Annotated in this window: 24 protein-coding genes, 1 tRNA gene and 2 pseudogenes; 16 read left to right on the forward strand and 11 right to left on the reverse strand. The window is 46.4% G+C overall.

What is annotated here, in order from left to right:
* Positions 1-123: 123 nt before the first annotated feature.
* A pseudogene (locus tag B5D26_RS16735) lies at positions 124-312 on the forward strand (transposase); the annotation flags it as partial.
* A gap of 193 nt (positions 313-505) precedes the next feature.
* On the opposite strand, the gene B5D26_RS07610 reads toward B5D26_RS16735, so the two are convergent.
* Complete coding sequence (locus tag B5D26_RS07610; RefSeq protein WP_000802136.1) at positions 506-805, reverse strand: type II toxin-antitoxin system RelE/ParE family toxin; 300 nt, start codon at positions 803-805, stop codon at positions 506-508.
* A complete protein-coding gene (locus B5D26_RS07615; protein ID WP_001107720.1) occupies positions 802-1,044 on the reverse strand; it encodes a type II toxin-antitoxin system ParD family antitoxin in 243 nt (80 codons plus the stop codon). Before B5D26_RS07615 ends, B5D26_RS07610 begins: the two co-directional genes overlap by 4 nt.
* Before the next feature lie 125 nt (positions 1,045-1,169).
* On the opposite strand from B5D26_RS07615, the gene B5D26_RS07620 reads away from it, so the two are divergent.
* The 4 genes and pseudogenes from B5D26_RS07620 to B5D26_RS07635 all read left to right on the forward strand — a co-directional run.
* Positions 1,170-1,427, forward strand: a complete 258-nt coding sequence (locus B5D26_RS07620) for a type II toxin-antitoxin system Phd/YefM family antitoxin (RefSeq protein WP_078745142.1) — start codon at positions 1,170-1,172, stop codon at positions 1,425-1,427.
* A complete protein-coding gene (locus B5D26_RS07625) occupies positions 1,415-1,738 on the forward strand; it encodes a type II toxin-antitoxin system RelE/ParE family toxin (protein WP_078745143.1) in 324 nt (107 codons plus the stop codon). Before B5D26_RS07620 ends, B5D26_RS07625 begins: the two co-directional genes overlap by 13 nt.
* Before the next feature lie 110 nt (positions 1,739-1,848).
* Complete coding sequence (locus tag B5D26_RS07630; RefSeq protein ID WP_139776644.1) at positions 1,849-2,565, forward strand: Fic family protein; 717 nt, start codon at positions 1,849-1,851, stop codon at positions 2,563-2,565.
* A gap of 7 nt (positions 2,566-2,572) precedes the next feature.
* Positions 2,573-2,788: pseudogene (locus B5D26_RS07635) on the forward strand (transposase); the annotation flags it as partial.
* Between the two features lie 280 nt (positions 2,789-3,068).
* Here the strand turns inward: B5D26_RS07635 and B5D26_RS07640 are convergent.
* Together B5D26_RS07640 and B5D26_RS07645 are read right to left on the reverse strand one after the other, a co-directional pair.
* Positions 3,069-3,145: transfer RNA gene (locus tag B5D26_RS07640), tRNA-Val, on the reverse strand.
* A gap of 61 nt (positions 3,146-3,206) precedes the next feature.
* Positions 3,207-4,148 (reverse strand): LysR family transcriptional regulator, encoded by a 942-nt coding sequence (locus B5D26_RS07645; protein WP_078745145.1) that lies wholly within the window; start codon positions 4,146-4,148, stop codon positions 3,207-3,209.
* Between the two features lie 281 nt (positions 4,149-4,429).
* On the opposite strand from B5D26_RS07645, the gene B5D26_RS07650 reads away from it, so the two are divergent.
* The 3 genes from B5D26_RS07650 (at position 4,430) to B5D26_RS07660 (ending at position 8,274) form a co-directional block, all read left to right on the forward strand.
* Positions 4,430-5,866: an FAD-binding oxidoreductase gene (locus tag B5D26_RS07650; RefSeq protein ID WP_234985234.1), complete on the forward strand. Its 1,437-nt coding sequence runs from the start codon at positions 4,430-4,432 to the stop codon at positions 5,864-5,866.
* An 82-nt stretch (positions 5,867-5,948) separates the two neighbouring features.
* Complete coding sequence (locus B5D26_RS07655) at positions 5,949-7,031, forward strand: TRAP transporter substrate-binding protein (RefSeq protein WP_078745146.1); 1,083 nt, start codon at positions 5,949-5,951, stop codon at positions 7,029-7,031.
* A gap of 88 nt (positions 7,032-7,119) precedes the next feature.
* Positions 7,120-8,274, forward strand: coding sequence for an alpha-hydroxy acid oxidase (locus B5D26_RS07660; RefSeq protein WP_078745147.1), 1,155 nt, complete (start codon positions 7,120-7,122; stop codon positions 8,272-8,274).
* Between the two features lie 83 nt (positions 8,275-8,357).
* On the opposite strand, the gene sohB is transcribed toward B5D26_RS07660, so the two are convergent.
* Positions 8,358-9,437, reverse strand: a complete 1,080-nt coding sequence (gene sohB, locus B5D26_RS07665) for a protease SohB (protein ID WP_078745148.1) — start codon at positions 9,435-9,437, stop codon at positions 8,358-8,360.
* Between the two features lie 189 nt (positions 9,438-9,626).
* On the opposite strand from sohB, the gene B5D26_RS07670 reads away from it, so the two are divergent.
* The 3 genes from B5D26_RS07670 (at position 9,627) to B5D26_RS07680 (ending at position 10,976) form a co-directional block, all read left to right on the forward strand.
* A complete protein-coding gene (locus B5D26_RS07670) occupies positions 9,627-9,941 on the forward strand; it encodes an SCP2 sterol-binding domain-containing protein (protein ID WP_078745149.1) in 315 nt (104 codons plus the stop codon).
* A gap of 145 nt (positions 9,942-10,086) precedes the next feature.
* Positions 10,087-10,524, forward strand: a complete 438-nt coding sequence (locus tag B5D26_RS07675) for a YeeE/YedE family protein (RefSeq protein WP_078745150.1) — start codon at positions 10,087-10,089, stop codon at positions 10,522-10,524.
* 2 nt (positions 10,525-10,526) lie between these two features.
* On the forward strand, positions 10,527-10,976 hold the full coding sequence (locus B5D26_RS07680) for a YeeE/YedE family protein (protein ID WP_139776643.1): 450 nt from the start codon (positions 10,527-10,529) through the stop codon (positions 10,974-10,976).
* A gap of 88 nt (positions 10,977-11,064) precedes the next feature.
* Here B5D26_RS07680 and B5D26_RS07685 read toward each other — a convergent pair whose 3' ends face one another.
* Positions 11,065-12,432, reverse strand: a complete 1,368-nt coding sequence (locus B5D26_RS07685) for a DEAD/DEAH box helicase (RefSeq protein WP_078745151.1) — start codon at positions 12,430-12,432, stop codon at positions 11,065-11,067.
* 259 nt (positions 12,433-12,691) lie between these two features.
* On the opposite strand from B5D26_RS07685, the gene B5D26_RS07690 reads away from it, so the two are divergent.
* A complete protein-coding gene (locus B5D26_RS07690) occupies positions 12,692-14,665 on the forward strand; it encodes an alkaline phosphatase D family protein (RefSeq protein WP_234985235.1) in 1,974 nt (657 codons plus the stop codon).
* Between the two features lie 14 nt (positions 14,666-14,679).
* Here the strand turns inward: B5D26_RS07690 and B5D26_RS07695 are convergent, their stop codons facing one another.
* From B5D26_RS07695 to B5D26_RS07710, 4 genes are all read right to left on the reverse strand, one after another.
* The gene (locus tag B5D26_RS07695) at positions 14,680-15,003 is read right to left on the reverse strand and encodes an AzlD domain-containing protein (protein ID WP_078745152.1); all 324 of its coding nucleotides are present in this window, start codon (positions 15,001-15,003) and stop codon (positions 14,680-14,682) included.
* Entirely contained in the window at positions 15,000-15,767 is a 768-nt protein-coding gene (locus tag B5D26_RS07700; protein ID WP_234985237.1) for an AzlC family ABC transporter permease, read from the reverse strand. Before B5D26_RS07700 ends, B5D26_RS07695 begins: the two co-directional genes overlap by 4 nt.
* Positions 15,768-15,791: 24 nt before the next feature.
* A complete protein-coding gene (locus B5D26_RS07705; protein ID WP_234985239.1) occupies positions 15,792-16,787 on the reverse strand; it encodes a bifunctional helix-turn-helix transcriptional regulator/GNAT family N-acetyltransferase in 996 nt (331 codons plus the stop codon).
* A 129-nt stretch (positions 16,788-16,916) separates the two neighbouring features.
* On the reverse strand, positions 16,917-17,147 hold the full coding sequence (locus B5D26_RS07710) for a DUF2798 domain-containing protein (RefSeq protein ID WP_078745153.1): 231 nt from the start codon (positions 17,145-17,147) through the stop codon (positions 16,917-16,919).
* Between the two features lie 194 nt (positions 17,148-17,341).
* Here B5D26_RS07710 and B5D26_RS07715 point away from each other — a divergent pair, with 194 nt between their 5' ends.
* The 4 genes from B5D26_RS07715 to B5D26_RS07725 all read left to right on the forward strand — a co-directional run bounded on the left by B5D26_RS07715 (position 17,342) and on the right by B5D26_RS07725 (position 19,423).
* A complete protein-coding gene (locus B5D26_RS07715) occupies positions 17,342-18,016 on the forward strand; it encodes an RluA family pseudouridine synthase (RefSeq protein ID WP_078745154.1) in 675 nt (224 codons plus the stop codon).
* Between the two features lie 108 nt (positions 18,017-18,124).
* The gene (locus B5D26_RS16525) at positions 18,125-18,679 is read left to right on the forward strand and encodes a polyphosphate kinase 2 family protein (RefSeq protein WP_249024957.1); all 555 of its coding nucleotides are present in this window, start codon (positions 18,125-18,127) and stop codon (positions 18,677-18,679) included.
* Between the two features lie 10 nt (positions 18,680-18,689).
* The gene (locus B5D26_RS16530; RefSeq protein ID WP_249024956.1) at positions 18,690-19,211 is read left to right on the forward strand and encodes a polyphosphate kinase 2 family protein; all 522 of its coding nucleotides are present in this window, start codon (positions 18,690-18,692) and stop codon (positions 19,209-19,211) included.
* A complete protein-coding gene (locus tag B5D26_RS07725) occupies positions 19,208-19,423 on the forward strand; it encodes a hypothetical protein (RefSeq protein WP_078745155.1) in 216 nt (71 codons plus the stop codon). The genes B5D26_RS16530 and B5D26_RS07725 overlap by 4 nt, the downstream gene beginning before the upstream one ends.
* A 107-nt stretch (positions 19,424-19,530) precedes the next feature.
* Here the strand turns inward: B5D26_RS07725 and B5D26_RS07730 are convergent, their stop codons facing one another.
* Entirely contained in the window at positions 19,531-20,007 is a 477-nt protein-coding gene (locus B5D26_RS07730) for an Lrp/AsnC family transcriptional regulator (protein WP_078745156.1), read from the reverse strand.
* Between the last annotated feature and the right edge of the window lie 113 nt (positions 20,008-20,120).

Below are 20,120 nucleotides of genomic sequence, written 5' to 3' on the forward strand. Positions count from 1 at the left end.
GATCACTTCTTACAGCAGAACCAACCGAGGATGGGGCAGGGTAAGCGCAGCAAAGAAATAAAAAGCAATATCACGGAGAACCAGTTCCGCAGCCGCGATCCCAAGTTCGCTCACCAGAAAGAGAAATACGGCAAACAAATCTACAGCCACCGGATGTCCGTTGTATAACCAGTATTCGGCAACATCGGCACCAACAAAAGACTGAACCGCTTCAGCCTGAGAAGCAAAACTAAAGTACAGGGGCAATGGCAGCTTTACTGCTTGGTGCACAATGTAGAAAAACTGGCAAAATACGGTCATCTGAGTCCGTAATGCGGAGTCAATGCAGCTTGAACAGGCGCTGAAAGCAGCATGAATCGGGTTTACAGTTAGCTAAAGCCTAAAAAGGCGGAGAGCACAGAGTAAACAAACGGTGACTGATAAAAATCAGCCATCGGAAATAAACAACAGAGGGCGAGTTGTTGGAGGAAAAAGCTGGCTAAAAACAGGTTTTTCTACAGGCTCGTTATGCGCCGAATATTGGGTTCACATCCATGCTCTTATGAAGAATTCGGATCACCCTAATTTGTTGGCTGCCGGTTTGTTGATAAAAGATGACGTGACTCCCTTGGGGAAATTTTCTGTATCCCTCTCGGATTTCATCGCATGATTTACCGATGTCGGGATTTTCCGCTAAAAGCCAAAAGGAATCATCGAATTGCTTTAAATAAACATTTCGCTGCTCTTTTCCCCAGCGTCGTTGAGTGAATAAAGCAATATCCCGTAAATCGGCTTTAGCGGCGACAGTAAGATTAAATGGTTTCATCGAATGTTTTCACTATCGAGTTCATTGATGAAGCTATCAAGGTCATAATCAGCATCACCACTTTGCTCACCTTCAACAAGTAATTGACGGAGTGACTGTAGTTTGGTTTCTTGGTTTTCGAGTAGACGTAGCGCAGAGCGAATGACTTCACTTGCTGAGCCGTAACGTCCACTTTGTATTTGGCTTGTAATAAAGCCATCGAAGTGTTCACCAAGAGTGATACTTGTGTTTTTAGCCATGAGCTCTTTTCCTTAAATACCAAAAAGTACCTAATTATGGTATCAAATGGCATTTTGGGCAAGGCGCTTGCTATACTCAAAGCGACAGAATAGTATCACTTTAGTAGTCCTTTGGAGCGGCTTTCATGAAAGTAGAACTAGTGACATCACTCAAACGGCAAGCAACCAAGATCCTCGCCGATCTCCACGACACCAAAGAACCCGTGTTAATTACCGAGCATGGTAGGCCATCTGCGTATCTGGTTGATGTTGATGATTACGAGTTTATGCAAAATCGTTTGGCCATTCTCGAGGGTATTGCACGAGGTGAACGCGCAATAGCTGAGGGTAAAGTTGTTAGTCATAATGAAGCCAAGGACAAAATGTCAAAATGGCTGAAGTAATTTGGACTGAATCGGCACTATCTGACCTAAATGATGTCGCTGAGTACATCGCGATTGAAAATGTCGTGGCTGCAAAGCAACTGGTTCAAACGATCTTCTCGAAAGTCGAACGTCTAGAAGTTTTCCCAGAGTCAGGTCGTATTCCGCCAGAATTAGAGCATTTCAGTTATCGTGAAGTTGTAGCAAATCCATGTCGTGTTTTCTATAAGCAAGACGGTGACAGGGTATTTATTCTGTTTGTTATGCGCGCTGAGAGAGATTTGCGTAAGTTTTTGTTAAGTAGACAAAAACCTTTGGGAATGAGCGGTTAACAAAGCGTTGAAGAGGGACTTGGCACCCGTGGCATTAGCCGACTTCTACCACCCTACTCATCAGTAAGTGTATACTTAGCCAAGTTTTACTTACATTGAAGAAGCTCACCATGACAGCATTGACAGATAACATGTGGAATATGAAACCAAATATACCGCTGGCTAAACAACTTGCCAAAAGAGATGTACCAGCTTTGGTTTATGACGCTGTTAACCTCGAAGGTGTTGCAATGACTTTGCCTGAGGTGCAAACGATTCTGGATGGGATTACTGTAGGTGGCCATCGAATTAGTGATCAAAATATGGCAATAAACCAAGCTCGAGCATGGGCGCTTATTTTTGGTTTAGTTGATCAAGGTGAGTTTCAATTTAATAAAGAAACCGCTTTAAAAATTCACAATATAGCTGGCAAAGAAGAAGAAGCGTTAGAGTGGGGTAAGTTTCGCTCTGGTTACGTTTCCATTACGGGTTCAGAGCATGAGCCTCCCGCTCCAGATGAGTTGGACGATAAATGGCTTGAAGTTGAGAGTCAGGTTAATAGTGAATCTGATGTGTACGATCAAGCAATTACTGCATTTTTACAAATGGCACGCGCTCAATTTTTTTGGGATGTTAACAAACGTACCGGTCGGTTCATGATGAACGGTATTTTGTTGGCCAATGGTTTTCCTATCATCAATGTGCAAGCCAAACGTCAGCAAGAGTTTAATACACTCATGCTCGATTTTTACTCTTCTAATGACATGACACATATGAATAAGTTTTTACGAAGCTGTTTGGATGAAAAGATTATTCGTAATTTCAAGCTAGATCTGAAAATCGGCTAACAAACGCTTCAAGCATGCCCTGCATTATCTGATCTCTGAAAAGTTGAATCTTTCCGCGTTTCATCAGCCTTACAAAAATGATCGAGAAGGCCATCCGGCTTATGATCCGGCTATTCTGCTGAAAATTATCCTATTTGCTTATTCTAAAGGCATCACCTTCAGCCGTGAGATCCAGTGGTGTTGTGAAACCAACATCATCTTTAAAGTCCTATCCTGCGATACCCGGTTCTATCTGAAATGCTTAAAAACACAGCGTTGAGCAACACTGCTATTCAATCCAGTCCAGTTAGTCACCACGCCTGTGCTGCTTGTTTGCAGCAGCTATCAGCGTTCGCCTGTTGCTAAAACTGGCAGATGAGGCACGAGACGTAGCCACAACAGCTAGCAAGTTAATGATGAAAGGAGTTTTAGCAAAAATTATATTGCCAAAATATTGCTAATTTTTTGCCAAAAAAAACAGCTGCTCAGATAGTGTCTGTAAGCAGCTGTTTTTTATGATGTTCTGGTAGACACGACTGGACTCGAACCAGCGACCCCTACCATGTCAAGGTAGTGCTCTAACCAACTGAGCTACGCGTCTTCTATGGGTGCGCATTATACGCATAACATGATGTTGTGCAAGAGTTTTTTGTTCAGTCAGGTTAAAACTCTTTCGGTACATGCTCTCGAATTAACTCCCGCAGCCAGCGAATGCCGGGATCATGGTCTTTGCGCGCTTCCCAGATTTGGCAGATGTTCAAGTCACAAAACTCGATAGGTGGTCGGTAGCTTTTTAGGCTGGTGTTGGGGCTGATAAAGTCAGCAGCGTATTGGTTGATGACGGTGACCATGTTGGTGCCGCAGAGCAGCGTGGGCAGTGTGGTGACGTAAGGGGTTTTAACGATCACCTTTCGGGTTAAACCTAAAGAGGTGAGCTTTTTATTCACCAATATGGGTTCATCTTCACGGTGAGATAAAGCCACATGGGGCGGTGTTAAAAATTCATCCAAGCTGAGGTTTTCTTTTTCGCCGTAGTAGTGACGATCTGCGATACAGACCAACTGATCGGTGTAAAGGTGTTCGCAATAATCGTTTTGCGGGATGTATTCAAACTGGGTAATGGCAAGGTCTAGGGCTTGCTCTTGTAGTAGCTGATAGGCCATCTCTGGCCCTGAGATTTTCGCATACAGAATATTAAAGCTGATGCCGGGGGCAGATTGGTTTACGGCGCGCACCAGATGTGGCACCAGTTCGTGAATCATAAAATCCATAATGCCGATGCGAAATTCTCGTACGGCTTTTTCAGGCTCGAAGCTGTGGGCGCTGGCAAAGGCTTGATCCAACTGAAACAACCCTTGTTCTACCAGTTGAAAAATCTGTTTGGCCAATGGCGTAGGGAGCATCCCCTGAGCCGTTTTGGTGAACAGTTCATCATCAAATTGTTGCCGTAGTTTTTTCAGCGCATGGCTCATGGCGGGTTGGCTAAGGTTGATCTGTTCAGCGGCTTTGGTGAGATGGCGATGCTGGTATAACGCATGAAACACCACCAACAGATTGAGGTTGATCCGGCTTAAGCGTCGGCTGAGGTGCAACGAGTCTTTCATGCGGCTGCCAATCCTTTCATTATCAGTATTATGAATTATTTGAACGGGCTGAATCGCTCGGTTAAGGCTTTGTCTCTTTAAAATAAGAGGTGTGCGGATATTCTATCGAGTTTGTATCATTCATAAAATGAATGACTGGATTCATATAAAGAATTTTTTACGCTTTGCCCTTCACTCTATTATCAATGCTCTAAAGTTGTGCGCCATCGCTTGAGTCGGTATTCCAACCGCTGTTGAACCGATGGCCAGCCCTTTGCACCAACCCATAATGAGTAGTGGTGATGATGAGTGATACTACGCAAAACCCTGTGAAGCCTGCGATAGACTTCGCAGCACAATATGCGGATGCCAATACCCGCCAACACTTGATTGAACTGCTACAGCAGTTTGGCTCACGGGTGCAGATCAGCCGTGCAGTGCTTGAGCAACATGGGCAAGGGGAAGACAGTTATGGCTGTTATCCACCAGATGCAGTGGTATATCTGCACAGCACGGAAGAGGTTGCGACGGTTATTCAGCTTTGTCACCAATATCGTGTGCCTGTTATTCCTTATGGTGCGGGCAGCTCGGTTGAGGGGCAGTTGCTGGCGCTGCATGGAGGAATTTCATTAGATCTGTCGGAAATGAATCAGGTCATTGAGATCAATGCCGAAGATATGGATTGTCGAGTACAGGCGGGTGTAACCCGTGAAGCGTTAAATCAAGCACTACGCTATGACGGTTTGTTCTTCCCTATTGATCCCGGTGCTAACGCCAGTATTGGCGGGATGAGTGCTACCCGCGCGTCGGGCACTAACGCAGTGCGCTATGGCACCATGCGCGAGAATGTGATGGGGCTAACCGTTGTGACACCTGACGGCCAGATCATTAAAACCGGAGGCCGCGCCCGTAAAAGCTCCGCAGGTTATGACCTAACCCGTTTATATGTTGGCTCAGAAGGCACGTTGGGGGTAATCACCGAGATCCAACTGAAGCTACACCCTATTCCTCCGGTGATTAAAGCCGCCACTTGTCAGTTCACTGACCTTGCCAGTGCGGTGAACACGGTGATTGAGGTGATGCAGTGTGCCATTCCTGTGGCACGTATTGAGCTGTTGAACCACCTTCAAATGAAAGCCTGCATTCAGTATTCCAAGTTAGAAGGACTCGACCCCAAACCCACTCTGTTTTTTGAGTTCCAAGGCACTGAAACTGCCGTAGCAGAACAGATCGAACTGGTGCAAGCGTTGGCAGAAGAACATGGCGGAGAGCACTTCAGTTGGGCTGAAACCGTTGAGGCGCGCAACACGTTGTGGAAAGCCCGACACCAAGCCTATTTTGCAGGTTTGTCACTGCAAACCGGAGCCTCGGTATTGACTACAGACGTTTGTGTGCCGATCTCAGCTTTGGCAGAAGCCATTTTATCCGCTGAAGCAGCAGCAGAGGCTTCAGGTCTGATCTGCCCTATTGTCGGCCATGTCGGCGATGGCAACTTTCATGTACTGATTTTGCAAGACAGCGCTGACCCAGAACAAGTTCGCAAAGCCAAGACTCTCTCTCAAATGATCGTTGAGAAAGCACTCAGCCTACAAGGTACTTGTACCGGTGAACACGGCATCGGTTTTGGCAAAAAACATTATCTCATTCAAGAGCATGGCGAGAGTGTGGCGCTGATGAAGCAACTCAAGCAGGCGCTAGATCCCTTGATGATCATGAACCCCGGTAAAGTTTTTGATTGATCCACTGATCGACAGGATCAATCCCACACACCCTTAAGACACAAAACAATAAAACATAACGATAAACACTGGAGAGCTTTCGATGACCGTACAGAAGAAATGGATGACTGGATTGGCCTTAGCCCCTTTAAGCTTGGCGGTAGCATTGGCTGCCAACCCTGCAACCGCGGCAGACAAACTGTTACTGAAAACCCCTACTGCGTTTCCCACCAAACTACCCGCAGTAGGCACGCCTGTAACTAAGCTGGCTGAGACCTTAGAAAGCACCAGCGGTGGCAGTATTAAAATGAAGGTGTACGAACCGGGTAAACTGATTGCGCCCTCTGAAATCTTGGATGCGGTTTCCACAGGCAAAGTGAACTCAGGCTTTGCGGCATCTGCCAACTGGCAAGGTAAAATGCCTGCGGCGGCTTTTTTCACGTCGGTGCCTTTTGGCCCTGAAGCCAGTGAGTTTTTAGCTTGGATGTATTACGGCAATGGCCGCAAGCTGCATCAAGAGATGTATGACAGCGCAGGTTATAACGTTAAAGCGATCCCTTGCGGCATGATTCCGCCTGAAACCTCAGGCTGGTTTGCTAAACCAATCGACAAAGTGGAAGACCTGAAGGGCTTGAATATGCGCTTTTATGGTCTAGGCGCTAACGTGATGGACAAAATGGGCGTAGGCACAGTACAGATTCCACCGGCGGAGATTTTCTCAGCACTGGAGAAAGGGGCGATTGATGCCGCTGAGTTTTCTCTGCCGCAAGTTGACCAGATGTTGGGCTTTCACAAAATTGTGAAGTACAACTATTTCCCGGGCTGGCATCAGCAAACGTCTATGCAAGAGCTACTGATCAACAAAGACAGTTGGCACAAGATGAACCCTCAGCAGCAAGCCCTGCTTGAAACCGCCTGTAAAGCCGTAGTAGCAGACACCTTGGCAGAGGGTGAGGCCAAACAGTTTGAAGTGTTGGCCACTGCACCAGAGCGAGGCATTGAACTGCGTCGTTGGAGTGATGAGATTCTGACCGCTTACGAGCAGGCATGGGATGAGGTGGTGACAGAGAAAAGTGCTGAAGATCCGTTCTTCAACAAGGTTTGGCAAGATTTGAGCACGTTCCGCAAAGGCTACGACCTGTGGGAACAGAACGCCTTCCTACCTCGTAAAACCGCACAGAACTAAACACCGCTGGCTTATAGGGGCAACCTATATTGGGTTGCCTCTCTCATCACCTAATCATCACGCATAACCTGTCTGACTGGGGCTGAATATGAATCGGTTAAAATCCTGCATCAATATTGATGACCTTGGCCGTTTGGCCGCCAAAAAAGTACCGTTTCCGGTGAACAACTATGTTGAAGGGGGGGCAGATGATGAGGTGACGCTTAAACAAAATTGCCACTCGTTTAATCGTTATCAGATTGTGCCCAAGGCACTGCAAGATGTGAGTCGCATCAGCACCGCAACACGGGTAATGGGTTGTGAGATTGCTTTGCCATTTTATATCTCTGCCACAGGCTTTTCCGGCATGATGTGTCCTCAGGATGCTGAGCTAGCAGGTGTACGTGCTGCGGCTAAGTTTGACACTTTGTATACCGCCTCTACTTTCTCAAACCGCTCGTTAGAAGAGATCGCTCAAGCGTCAGCGGGTGACAAACTGTTTCAAGTCTACGTGCTGAACGATAAAACCCTTGCCCAACAGTTAAACCAGCGTGCCAAGCAGGCTGGCTTTAAAGCGATGGTGCTTACGGTTGATACCATAGTGGGCGGCAATCGAGAGCGTGATGCCCGTAGCGGTTTGTCTATTCCGCCACGTTTAACGGTCAAGTCAGCCATGCAGTATATGATGCGCCCTCGGTGGTTAATCCACTATCTGCTCAGTGATGGGGCGCGTCTGGGTAATTTTCCTCATCTACCAAAGGTCTCAATGACCGACTCACAAGCTTTTGTAATCGCTATGGGTAAGCTGTTTAAAAAGGATCTGACTTGGGCGGATGCTGAAGCGATGATTCAAAATTGGGGCGGGCCTTTTGCCATTAAAGGCATTATGTCAGTAGAAGATGCCCTGCGCGCTCAACAAGCGGGTGCCAGTGCGGTGATTTTGTCCAATCATGGCGGGCGTCAACTGGATGGCTGCCCTGCACCCATTGATCTGGTGGCAGAGGTTCGAGCGGCAGTTGGCGATCAGATGGAAATTATTGTCGACGGTGGTATTCGACGCGGCACCGATATTTTTAAAGCCTTGGCGCTAGGTGCTAATGCTTGCAGTTTAGGGCGGGCTTATGTACGAGGGCTTTCTGCCGGTGGTCAAGAGGGCGTTGAAAAAGCGTTGTCGATCTTAAAGGCGGAGTTTGAGCGTTGCATGATCTTAGCGGGCTGTTCGTCGATTGATCAGATCAATGCCAGCCATATTCGCCGATTATAAAGCATTTGTTTGCGCACAAATCAAAACCCCAAAACACAAGTGTTTTGGGGTTTCACTGCATTCAACTATTGATCGCTGATGTATTACCGCTCGATCTCAGAACGCTTGGCTTTTGTCATCAAGCGGTCGGTGGCACGATCAACGGCAATAGAGACCATATCGCCCAACTTATCAACCAAACCTGTTTTAAACTCATAGTTTACTTCGTAAACATCCGCTTCTTCACAGGCTTCAATCAGGTATTCGTCGCTGGTTTTCAGTTCATCGACCAAGCCTAAATCAAGTGCTTGTGCGCCATACCACACATCGCCGTTGGCAACTTTGCTCATGTCCAGTTCGGGACGCTGCTGTTGTACATAATCTTTAAATAGCGTGTGCGTCTCTTCAAGATCTTGCAAGAACTTGGTGCGACCTTGCTCAGTATTTTCACCAAACACCGTAAGCGTGCGTTTGTGCTCACCTGCGGTTAACACTTCAAAATCAATGTCATGCTTTTTCAGTAAACGGTGGAAGTTAGGCAGTTGAGCCACCACGCCAATCGAGCCAATAATGGCAAAAGGCGCGGCAATAATACGGTCTGCGGTACAGGCCATCATATAGCCTCCGCTGGCTGCAACTTCATCAACACAAATCGTCAGCTCGATATTACGACTGGTGATGCGGCTCAGTTGCGATGCCGCTAAACCGTAGCTGTGCACCATGCCGCCGCCACTTTCCAATCTGACCACCACTTCGTCGATCTCTGGGCGGGCAATGCTTAATACTGCGGTGATGGTTTCCCGTAGAGATTCCACATCAGAAGCGCGAATGTCACCGTCAAAATTCAGTACAAACACGCGCTTTTGTACCTCTTCAGCGTCTTCCTCTGAAGCACCTTTCTGTTTGGCTTTGGCCTTGGCTTCTTTAGCTTTGGCTTTCTCTTCTTTTTTCTCGGCCTTACGCTCTTGCTCAAAGGCGTGCTTGTCGTAAATGGCTTCTTTTAAAGCATTACTGGTATCGGTCAGGCTCTCATTCAGGTGAATAATTTCAATATCACCCTCACCAGCACGGCGTTTATTCTGGCTGGCGGATATAATAATCATGACAATTGCACCCACAAAAATAATCGCCAAGGTGATTGTTTTTGCGAGAAAAAGCCCATAATCGCTGAAAAATTCGTACACTTATTACTCCAAATTTAGTTACGGCGCGGCAAGCATACCTGAAGGGATAAGGGGTTTGTAGGTTTAAGTGAAGTCCCAAGAGGCTTTTAGTTAAGAAGAATAATTTTTTATGCTTGATTCAAACGTATGTTTGAAATAAGCTGATTCTCAGAGTTAACATTCTGCCAAACAAATACGAAGGTACAAGCCATGACTGATGTAGAAAAAGTAATCACCTCTTTACAAGATAAATTTAACCCAGATGCTGCTAAAGGCATGAATGACGTGTTCCAATTTGTCGTTGAAGGCGCTGGCGAGTATTACATCGAAATCAATGATGGCACTTGTGCAATCGGCTCTGGCGAGCACGATGATCCATCCGTTACGCTGAAAATGAATGCAGACACTTTAAAGGGTGTGCTAACTGGCTCAATCAACGGGATGACCGCCTTTATGACTGGCAAAATCAAAGCGGAAGGCAACATGATGTTGGCGACCAAACTGAGCAGCCTGTTCAAAATGTAAGCCGCTGCTGCGGATTGATCAAAGCCAGCTGAGAGATCAGCTGGCTTTTTTTATGCTCAAAAACAAGCGGTTATCAAGCTGCGTATCAATCAGAGTTCAAGTATGATGCGCGCCTAGGTCATAGGCTTTATGTAATGAGTGCTTAATGGAAATCGTAAATTTTACGCCCTTTACCGCATTTATTGGCGGTGGATTAATCGGCTTATCTGCAGCACTGCTGCTGTTGCTGAATGGCAGAATTGCTGGTATCTCAGGCATCGTCTCTGGCGTGTTGCTTCCCAAGCAAGGGGACTGGGCGTGGCGACTGGTGTTTTTACTGGGTTTGGTGCTGGGTGGCTTGCTCTATCAAGGCTTAGGATTACAACCGGAGCTGACAGAGATTAAAGCAGCGGTTGCTCCTCAGTGGCTTGCGCTGGCGGGCTTCTTGGTCGGAGTGGGTACGATGATCGGTACGGGCTGCACCAGTGGGCATGGAATCTGTGGTTTGGCCCATGGCAGTTTGCGCTCTTTAGTGGCAACACTGAGCTTTATGACCAGTGCTGCAGTTACCGTTTGGCTTGTCAGGCATCTGTTTGGAGGGTGATTGTGGCAACTGCACGTTTGTTTATTGCGTTGGTCTCGGGTGTGTTATTCGGCCTTGGTTTGAGCATTGCCCAAATGGTTGACCCGATGAAGGTGTTGAACTTTCTAGATTTTACAGGGCAGTGGGACCCCTCTTTAGCGTTTGTGATGGGCGGTGGCTTGTTGGTGAACGGGGTGGCGAGCTTTTTGATTATGAAGCGCAAGCATCCGGTATGTGCCGATCAGTTTAAACTCCCCTCTAAAACACGAGTGGACGTCCGCATTGTGATTGGCGGTGTTATTTTTGGTTTAGGTTGGGGGCTTGCAGGTTATTGCCCTGGGCCGATCATTACCTCGATCAGCTTTATCAATCAAGAGATCGCCATAGTGTTGGTTGCTTATCTGGTCGGGACTGGGATCACTCGATCTTTAATCTTGCGCTACGATCAACGGCATTGCCCACCAAGTGCTTGAAGGTTTGACTCAAGGCTACTGAGAAATCAGCAGCCTTTTTTGTCTTTTCGCGGTTTCTTTTTTTCGTATTCCCTAAGTGGTTCAAAACCTAATCCTTTGGTTTGACCCAATTCTGCCAAGGGTTGTTAGTGGGTGCTACGCCTGTGCTAGTGGTCTTTCGCTTTGGCGCTTGACCACGCTCCAAGTTGCCTTTGGCCTTGAACCTTGACTCTGGCTTAGGCTCAGTATGACTGCGGTTACGCAGTGGCCGCTCAGCTTCATCAGGGCGACCAAAAGGTTTGCCGTTCTTTGGCATGTAATTCAAGATTGAAATAGGCACTTCTTTTTGTGGTTTGAAACCTTCAACCTCTTTGCGCACCAAAAGGTGATTTAGGCGGCTTTCAATGGCGCATAGGTTTCTAAAATCGTCTTTAGAGACCAACGAGATCGCCTCCCCTTTTGCCCCTGCTCGCCCTGTTCGACCGATGCGGTGAACGTAATCATGTGACTCGTTGGGCAAGTCATAGTTAACGACTCGTGAGAGCTGTTCAATATCAATACCGCGTGCGGCAATATCAGTGGCCACTAAATAGCGAATCTTACCCGCTTTGAAGTCATTTAAAATTTGAGTACGTACAGGCTGGCTTCGACCGCTGTGAATAGAGTCGGCCGCTATACCACGCTTTTCGAGCTGGCTCACCAATTTTGCGGCACCAGCTTTGGTGCGAATAAAAATCAGCGCTTGATCCCACTGATTTTGAGTGATCAGGTGGCTTAATAGTGCTGATTTGGTGTCTTTATCAACGGTGATGATCCACTGGTCGATCTGTGGTTTGGCCTCTGGTTGGTCTGTCACACTGATCTCAACCGCATGGTGTAGCGTGCTCTTGGCCAGATGGCGCACATCCGCTGACAGCGTTGCAGAAAACAGTAAGTTCTGACGGACTTCAGGTAAGCGCTCAATGATTTTATTGATGTCGCCAATAAAGCCCATATCCAACATGCGATCGGCTTCGTCGAGTACAAAGCATTCCAGTTCGTTAATATACACGGCGCGCTGATACACCATGTCGATCAGTCGGCCCGGTGTGGCCACCAGAATATCAATACCCTCGATCAATTTTTGCTTTTGCGGCGCAAGATCAGTACCGCCGTACATCGCCATAGAGCTGAAATTCAGGTGCTTGCTATAAAGACGAATATTGTCTTCCACTTGAATAGCCAGTTCACGAGTAGGCACTAAGATTAAGGCACGTACACGTTTGGCGCGCACTTTTTGCGTTGAATCCAGCTTTTCCAATATGGGCAGCACAAAGCTGGCGGTTTTGCCTGTTCCCGTCTGTGCGGCAGCGATCAGGTCTTTACCTGCCAGCACGACAGGAATGGCTTTCTCCTGAATGGCCGTCGGTGTTTGGTAGCCTTGCTCGGCTACCGCTTTTAAAATCGGATCGCTTAATCCTAGTTTGGAAAATGACATGGGGGTTCTCAGGCGTAGAGTGAAAAAATAAACTTTTTTGCAAACAGCTCTATAAAAATGAGCAAAGCGTAGTTAGGGGCGAGACTATAGCAAAATAAGCCTTATTCGGTAACAGAATCAGATAAGGACTTAGTAGAGAGAACTATTGAAACAGTTTTGGGACTTTTACCTAAAACCTAACGCTCTGAACTACCCAGCAATGACTATGTCCTAGTAGTAGTTTAATGTTTCAATACACTCATAAGCTTCTGGCTCAGACATGACAATAACGGTTGGCTCTCAAAATATGCAGAAAAACTTACCTATGGTGCTAGCAGGGCCAATTCTACGTCGTATCACAACAGAGCGTTTAACATTTTGGTTGGTAACCTCTTGCCCAGTGCAATTGCAGTTAGCGCTTTACCCAGAGCATCAATCAAGTATTCAGGTTGCAACAGAGGCGTTAAGCTCTGCTTGCACAACGCTACAAGCAGGCAAGCGGCTGTATTTTCAGCTGATTGACTTGCCGTTAGAACAAGCCTTACCTAAATCCTGTTGGATTGGTTATGATTTGCAGCTTGCACCTGTGTCAGATTTGAACTCAGAGATACCTGTCTACCAAGGTTGGCAAACTTGGGCACCCGACTTGGTTTACGATAACCGTGAACTGCCCAGTTTTGTGATTCAAAGTCGTCTTAATCGTTTATTGCATGGTTCTTGTCGTAAGCCCCACCACCCAAGTGCAGATGGTTTGCTGCAAGCTGATCAGTTACTAGCGCAATCATCTGAGACTGAATGGCCGGCACTTTTGATGTTAAGTGGAGACCAGATTTACGCAGATGATGTGGCGGCCCCCATGCTGATTGCTATTCATCAGCTGATTGCGCAACTGGGATTTAGCAATGAGCCTCTACCTGAAAGCGAGGTTGTTGACTCAGAACAACTGCACCAAGTACAGCCTCATTATTATGCTCGGGAAAATCTGCTGCCTAAAACCAAAGGTGGGCAGGCGGTGGTTGATCTTATCTTTGGCGGTGCCAGAAAACCCGTTTTCACCTCAGACAGCGCGCATAATCATTTAATTAGTCTGGCTGAAGTGCTGGCGATGTACCTATTAGTTTGGTCTCCAGCACCTTGGCAAGGTTTGTCTATTCCCAATAGCGACGCACCGGAGCTGGCCTTAACCGAAGCGCAAAAAGCAGTCTATCAAGCAGAACAGCAAGCTGTTTTGGCGTTTGCGGCTCACTTAGGGCAGGTTCGACGAGTCATGGCACATTTGCCTGTTGCAATGATCTTTGATGATCATGATGTGACGGATGACTGGAATCTTACCGCAGCATGGGAGCAAGCGGCATATGGTCATCCGCTCTCTAAGCGGATTATTGGTAACGCACTTTTAGGTTATTTAATTTGCCAAGGCTGGGGCAATGCACCGGAGCAAATTCCTGCTCAAATGCTGACACAAACTCAGCAGGCGTTGCAGCAATTAGGGGCAGAGGCTCATAATCAGCTAGTTGATGAGTTACTCAGCTTCTCACACTGGCATTACCAGTGGCAAACAGACCCTGTTTTGATTGTGCTAGACACTCGCACCCACCGCTGGCGCTCTGAGTTGTCGCTAAACCAACCCTCTGGATTAATGGATTGGGAGGCGTTGACTGACCTACAGCAGCAGCTGTTAGGGCACAAAGCTGTTGTGATGATTTCACCTGCGCCTATGTTTGGTGTCAAGTTGATTGAGACCGTACAAAGGGCTTTTACATGGTTTGGTCAGCCATTAATGGTTGATGCAGAAAACTGGATGGCGCATAGAGGCTCAGCCTATGCGCTGATCAATTTATTTAAACACCCTCGTACACCGCGGCACTTTGTTATTTTATCCGGTGATGTGCACTACTCTTTTGTTTATGACATTGAGCTAAGAGGCGAACACCACAGCCCCAATATTTGGCAAATCACCAGCAGTGGTATTAAAAATGAGTTCCCTAGAACCTTGCTCAATATTTTTGATCGCCTTAATCGATGGCTGTATTCGCCACGCTCACCGTTAAACTGGCTCACTAAAAGGCGGAAAATGCGGGTAATTCCCCGCAAACCTACCACTGCTGATCATGGCGAACGCTTGGTCAATGCTTCAGGTATTGGTCTTCTGGAGCTGAACGAGGATGGCTCTCCCCGCAAAATCTTACAGCTCTGTTCTGATGGCCGCAAAGTAAGCTTCAAAAAGAAAGAAGATGAGGCGCGCTGGGAGTAACCAATTAACCTCAATCAGCCTAACCCTAAGCCAAACTTCAAGCCCACAAACACAAGCATGCCACCAACAATTGTGGTTAGTAGGTCTTTACGGATCAAGGCAATAACCGCTGCTGCAAACGCAGCGAGCAACCAAGGGTTCTGCATACTTAGCCACAGCTCACCTTTGGGCATTAATACCGCAGGTACAATAATGGCGGTTAAAACAGCAGACGGTACAAAAGCTAAGGCTGTGCTCAGCCAGCTTGGAAAATGTACCCGTCCTGCAACTGCAAACAGCAGATAGCGCACACTGAAGGTGGCAACAAACATACCGAATATTAGCGCTGCTTCGTTCATCTGCTTTGTGCCTCACTCGCTGCTTGAGCCTTAAGTAACAGTTGCAATGACAAGCCAACAGCAATGCCGCAAACAGCCGCCACAATTAGGCCAAGCTTATGAGGCATCGTCACTGTCGCAATAGCCATTGCGCCTGCCACGATCACCGCGCCCCACATAGGTTTACTTTTCAGATGTGGAATCACCATACCGATAAAAGTAACAGACATCGCAAAATCTAAGCCCCATTCGGTCATATCAGGAAATAGCTCTCCTAATCCCACCCCTAAGGCCGTGCAGAGCACCCAGTTTCCATACATGGCTAGAAAAGAGCCTAGGTAAAACCAATGTGCATTTTGTATATTCTCTTGCAGTAAGTAGCGGTTGCTCACGGCTGCAAAAGTTTCATCGGTTAAACCAAAAGCCATTAAAGCGCGCCACTTTTGTGGCAAATGTCGAACTTTAGGTACTAAATTGGCGGCATAGAGCATATGACGCAGGTTCACCACAAAGGTAGTGGCAATAATCACAGGTAGTGCCGCCCCAGCACTTAATAAGCCAAGGGCAATAAACTGAGAGGAGCCTGCAAAAACAAATAGCGACATCGCCAATGCACCAGCGGTAGATAAACCGCTAGGCTCTGCTAAGGTGCCAAAAATAATGCCAAAAGGTATTGCGCCAATAATCAAAGGCACTGTGGCCTTTGCCCCTGCGATAAACTCAGCTGTTCGGCTCAGCTGCGCCTGTGTGGCATTGGTCATATTTATACTGCTCTCCGCAGACATTTTGTACTCCTGATCTATCTGAGCCTAAAGCGTTAACGTCATGTAAATATCAGATCGTGGGTAAATCGAAACGCCATTAGGATGCGGCACCTCAATAAAGCCCATGTTTTGATAAAGTTGAAGTGCGCGGGTGAGCTGAGTTGCACTTTCTAAATAAACTGCCTTAGCACCTAACTCACGGGCTTTATCTAATGCTGCCAATAGCAGCTTTCTACCCACACCTAGCCCTTGTACCTCATCCTCAACACCCATTTTTGATATTTCAAAGCAATCTGCACTGTGGCGGGCTAAAGCTACACAGCCAACAATTTTGCGCTTGTCATCCGAGGGGGATTGTTCTGGCAACTCTGCAAACCAGATATAACCGCCTTTTGCCAAGTAATAACTTTCTGGATGATCTAGAGCTAAGTGGTCAGCCTCTACTAACTCACCCGCAAAGTATTGATTCAGCCAAGCCATATTCAGTCGCTGAAAATGGCTTTTTAACTCTGGTTGCCAACCAATAATGTTCACTTGGTCTAGCTGTGTGCGTGTCTGTAAACGCTGCAATATTGGTTGAGTAAAGCCTTGCGTATTGATCAGCTGTTCAAACTCATCAATGGCAGATAACAGCGGATGTGTTTGCATCGCCATTAGCTCATCTAAATAGGTTTTAATCTCACGCCATACAGGTTGAATCTGCTCAAGTAATTGATGGCTTTGATCTGTTAGAAAGAGCTGTTGCCGACGTACATCTTGTGGATCAGGCTTTTTAATCAGCCAGCCTTCATCTAGCATCTTACGCGCAATTTTACTGACTGCTGGATGGCTAATGCCTAGCCCTTCAGCCGCTTCAGTGACCGTTAGCGCGCCTTGTTTTAGCAACAAGTTCAATAGCGGAAAGAAGGATGGATTTAAGGGAATACCTTGCGCCTGATAAAGATTACTCACCTCTTGCATCATTCGGTCAGAGAGGCGTTTTAATCGGCTACCTAAAGACAAACTGCCAAAGCTCTGCATCTGGTCTTGTTTGTTTGTCATATCAACAATCCTAGTTACGTAACTGGTTACGAAATATATAGAGAAAAAAGTAAAAGACAAGTCGCATTAATTAAATGGGCTGTTAATTTAGACTGTTGAAAAGGTCACTTGGCGTAGGATAGGTTGCAACTAAGACTCCAAACTACAAATTCTTGCCGCAAAGGCTTGCACTCGTTTTCCCATAAAATAAATAAATAAAAATGCTATAGGCCAAGCTACCATGTAGGCATGCGCCCAGCGTTGAAAAAAGGCGCCTTCAATACCAGTATTAGCTGCGGTAACAACGCCTGTCATCACAAAGACCATCAAGATAGACATGAGCAGTGGCGTAACAAAAGGTAGGTATTTTTTCGGTAACATTTTATGGCTCAACTTGGGACTAAGGTTAGAATCAATATTAGTGAATTCTAAATTTTTCTAACGGTTACTGTCAATCCAATCTATTTTAGTTGGTTATTACAATCGAAGCAGTGCGATGGCTAGAGTGCTACAATTCACAGATGGATTAATTTGATAATCCGACGCACCACATCTATATGAATTACTGAGATTTTATGACAACCGAGATTACAGAGCTAAGCGTTTTAGCTGCAAGCCAAGAGGCTTATCAACTCATTCATCAGGATGAAGATTTCATTGTTGTTAACAAACCTACCAAGTTACTTTCCGTTCCGGGGCGACATCCTGACAATCACGACTGTTTAGTCAGTCGTGTACAGCAGGCTTTTCCAACCGCGATGATTGTTCACCGCCTAGATTACGATACTTCTGGCTTGATGATCTTGCCGTTAAATAAGCCTTGCCTGTCACATATTAGTAAACAGTTCCAAGCACGAGTTGTGAAGAAACAGTATACCGCCATTGTGAATGGCCTTGTGCTTGAGGATGAAGGCGTTATTGATTTACCTATCGGCAAAGATGAGGCTAATCCGCGTTGCTATAAAATTTGTCAGCAAGCAGGTAAAGCCTCTGTTACTCAGTATCAAGTACTGGAACGTGATGAGAAAAAACAGCAAACTAGAATATTACTTAAACCTGTAACAGGGCGTTCACACCAACTGCGTTTGCATATGCAAGCACTGGGACATGTTATATTGGGCGATGAATTTTACGCATCTGCTGAGCTATTTTCAGCTTCACCACGCCTTCTATTGCATTCTAATCGTATTGAATTTTTCCACCCACGAACAAATGAGTGGCTTAGATTTGATACTGAGGTGCCGTTCTAGTCAAAAATGTTGAATCTAATCAGCATCTTTTTCTTGTATCCCCTGCCTTAAATGATTAGCGTATTTAAGGTAGTCTTTAGACAATACTGATCAAAACAAGGAGCAGTTATGACCCAATCTAACACTGTAAATATTGAGCAAGAAACTCAGGTTCAACCTCAAGAGTCTCCAATTTCTGAAACTGCTGCACCCGTTAAGGCATCTAAGCCTCATCCACTAGACCAAGTGGCAAGCCGTGCAAAACGGGTGAGAAATCCACCGCTAGGTTCAAACTACCCTTACTCGGTGCGTATGAAGCGCGCTGAATATGAGAAGCGAAAACAAGAGCTACAGATTGAGCTTTTGAAAATGCAGAATTGGGTAAAAGAAACAGGCCAGCGCATTGTTATTCTATTTGAGGGGCGAGATGCTGCGGGTAAAGGGGGCACCATTAAACGTATTATGGAGCACCTTAACCCTCGTGGTGCTCGCGTAGTTGCACTTGAGAAACCCTCTGAGCAAGAGTTTGGCCAGTGGTATTTTCAACGCTATATCAACCATCTGCCGACAAAAGGTGAAATCGTACTGTTTGACCGTTCATGGTATAACCGCGCAGGTGTTGAGCGTGTAATGGGCTTTTGCTCGTCAACAGAATATCTAGAGTTTATGCGCCAAGCCCCCTGAACTCGAACGTATGCTAACCCGCGATGGTATTCACCTATTCAAGTTTTGGTTCTCTGTTAGTCGTCAAGAACAGCTACGCCGTTTCCAAGAGCGTCGCCATGACCCACTGAAACAATGGAAGCTCAGCCCGATCGACTTAGCATCGCTTGATAAATGGGATGACTATACCGAAGCAAAAGAAGCGATGTTTTTCTACACCGACACCGCTGATGCACCTTGGACAACCATTAAGTCTGATGACAAAAAGCGTGCGCGTATTAATGCGATGCTGCATGTTTTGCACACTCTGCCATACCCGAATAAAAACACTGACCTTGTCTGCGCGCCAGACCCTCTACTGATCGGTAGAGCCAGTGATGTTCATGAAATTGATGAGCAAGTGCTAAGCCATGCTCCTAAGTCTAGTCCTACAGTAAGCGCTCCAGCATCTAATGAAGAAAATATTACAGAAGATACTCAAGCGCATCACTCTAGTGAGCCTGTAGGGGAAAAGCCTACCACTGAGGACGCTGTAGTTGGGGAGCCAGCATGAACGCGAACATTGAAAAACAAGCACAGCATGTGGTTGAGTCGTTCAAAAAACAGCTGAGTAAAAGCGGGATAGAACATGTTGGGCAGCAGCATTTTGCCCAGCTACAGCTATTGATAGAGTCTGCTTTAACAAGCGCCAGCTTACAGCAGTCAAAACAGTTGGCTGATCAGCTTGAGCATTTAGCTCAAGGGTTGCGTAAAGACGGGCAGTAAACTTCTCTCATGCCCTAAACTTCCTAGGGCTATCAACCTATCACCGCCTTGCTCTAAGGCGGTGATAGCTTTCATATGATACGGTTTTCATCAAAAAGTTGATTTATTCAATCTTCTAATAACGCTTCCAACGGGTAGCCTCTAAATGGCTTAACCGTCGTCAGCACTACATGGCTGCTGATATTGACCATACCGGGCAACACATCCAGTAGTTGATCGTTAATCTCGTTATAACGGGTCATATCTGGTGCCACTATTCTCAAGAAAATATCGAAACTACCACTTACCGTATAGCACTCCACCACCTCGGGATGCTGTTGCGTGGCCTGCTGAAAGGCTCGGAAAGCATCGGTGCTTTGATCTTTTAAGCGCACTGTTGCAATAACGGTAACGCTGCGACACAAGGCAGAGAGATTCAACTGAGATAAGTAAGGACCAATTAAGCCTTCTTGTTCAAGCTTACGTACACGATTTAGGCAAGAGCTTGGTGATAGCCCTACTCGATCAGCCAGCTCTTGATTGGTAATTCGAGCTTCCTGTTGCAGGATCGAAAGAATATTTCGACTGATACGGTCAAGTTGCATGTTAGGGTCTCTTTTAATGCAGAATTAAGCCATTACAAATCATTAATCAGTGTAAAAATCCTATTAAACACTCGAAAAAGCGCAGTCTGCCCAGATTTAAAGGTCATCGCAAG

It is taken from the genome of Oceanospirillum multiglobuliferum (assembly GCF_900167095.1).
Lineage (GTDB): Bacteria > Pseudomonadota > Gammaproteobacteria > Pseudomonadales > Halomonadaceae > Oceanospirillum > Oceanospirillum multiglobuliferum.

Bases quoted from the DNA above. Each gene is read 5' to 3' on its own strand.
- B5D26_RS07725 (WP_078745155.1), top strand. From the start codon at position 19,208: ATGAACGCGAACATTGAAAAACAAGCACAGCATGTGGTTGAGTCGTTC.
- B5D26_RS07700 (WP_234985237.1), bottom strand. From the start codon at position 15,767: ATGTCTGCGGAGAGCAGTATAAATATGACCAATGCCACACAGGCGCAG.
- B5D26_RS07645 (WP_078745145.1), bottom strand. From the start codon at position 4,148: ATGAAAGACTCGTTGCACCTCAGCCGACGCTTAAGCCGGATCAACCTC.
- B5D26_RS07705 (WP_234985239.1), bottom strand. From the start codon at position 16,787: ATGACAAACAAACAAGACCAGATGCAGAGCTTTGGCAGTTTGTCTTTA.
- B5D26_RS07650 (WP_234985234.1), top strand. From the start codon at position 4,430: ATGATGAGTGATACTACGCAAAACCCTGTGAAGCCTGCGATAGACTTC.
- B5D26_RS07655 (WP_078745146.1), top strand. From the start codon at position 5,949: ATGACCGTACAGAAGAAATGGATGACTGGATTGGCCTTAGCCCCTTTA.
- B5D26_RS07610 (WP_000802136.1), bottom strand. From the start codon at position 805: ATGAAACCATTTAATCTTACTGTCGCCGCTAAAGCCGATTTACGGGAT.
- B5D26_RS07630 (WP_139776644.1), top strand. From the start codon at position 1,849: ATGACAGCATTGACAGATAACATGTGGAATATGAAACCAAATATACCG.
- B5D26_RS07660 (WP_078745147.1), top strand. From the start codon at position 7,120: ATGAATCGGTTAAAATCCTGCATCAATATTGATGACCTTGGCCGTTTG.
- B5D26_RS07625 (WP_078745143.1), top strand. From the start codon at position 1,415: ATGGCTGAAGTAATTTGGACTGAATCGGCACTATCTGACCTAAATGAT.
- B5D26_RS07695 (WP_078745152.1), bottom strand. From the start codon at position 15,003: ATGAACGAAGCAGCGCTAATATTCGGTATGTTTGTTGCCACCTTCAGT.
- B5D26_RS07675 (WP_078745150.1), top strand. From the start codon at position 10,087: ATGGAAATCGTAAATTTTACGCCCTTTACCGCATTTATTGGCGGTGGA.
- B5D26_RS07620 (WP_078745142.1), top strand. From the start codon at position 1,170: ATGAAAGTAGAACTAGTGACATCACTCAAACGGCAAGCAACCAAGATC.
- B5D26_RS16525 (WP_249024957.1), top strand. From the start codon at position 18,125: ATGACCCAATCTAACACTGTAAATATTGAGCAAGAAACTCAGGTTCAA.
- B5D26_RS07670 (WP_078745149.1), top strand. From the start codon at position 9,627: ATGACTGATGTAGAAAAAGTAATCACCTCTTTACAAGATAAATTTAAC.
- B5D26_RS07615 (WP_001107720.1), bottom strand. From the start codon at position 1,044: ATGGCTAAAAACACAAGTATCACTCTTGGTGAACACTTCGATGGCTTT.
- B5D26_RS07685 (WP_078745151.1), bottom strand. From the start codon at position 12,432: ATGTCATTTTCCAAACTAGGATTAAGCGATCCGATTTTAAAAGCGGTA.
- B5D26_RS07715 (WP_078745154.1), top strand. From the start codon at position 17,342: ATGACAACCGAGATTACAGAGCTAAGCGTTTTAGCTGCAAGCCAAGAG.
- B5D26_RS07690 (WP_234985235.1), top strand. From the start codon at position 12,692: ATGACAATAACGGTTGGCTCTCAAAATATGCAGAAAAACTTACCTATG.
- B5D26_RS16530 (WP_249024956.1), top strand. From the start codon at position 18,690: ATGCTAACCCGCGATGGTATTCACCTATTCAAGTTTTGGTTCTCTGTT.
- B5D26_RS07730 (WP_078745156.1), bottom strand. From the start codon at position 20,007: ATGCAACTTGACCGTATCAGTCGAAATATTCTTTCGATCCTGCAACAG.
- B5D26_RS07710 (WP_078745153.1), bottom strand. From the start codon at position 17,147: ATGTTACCGAAAAAATACCTACCTTTTGTTACGCCACTGCTCATGTCT.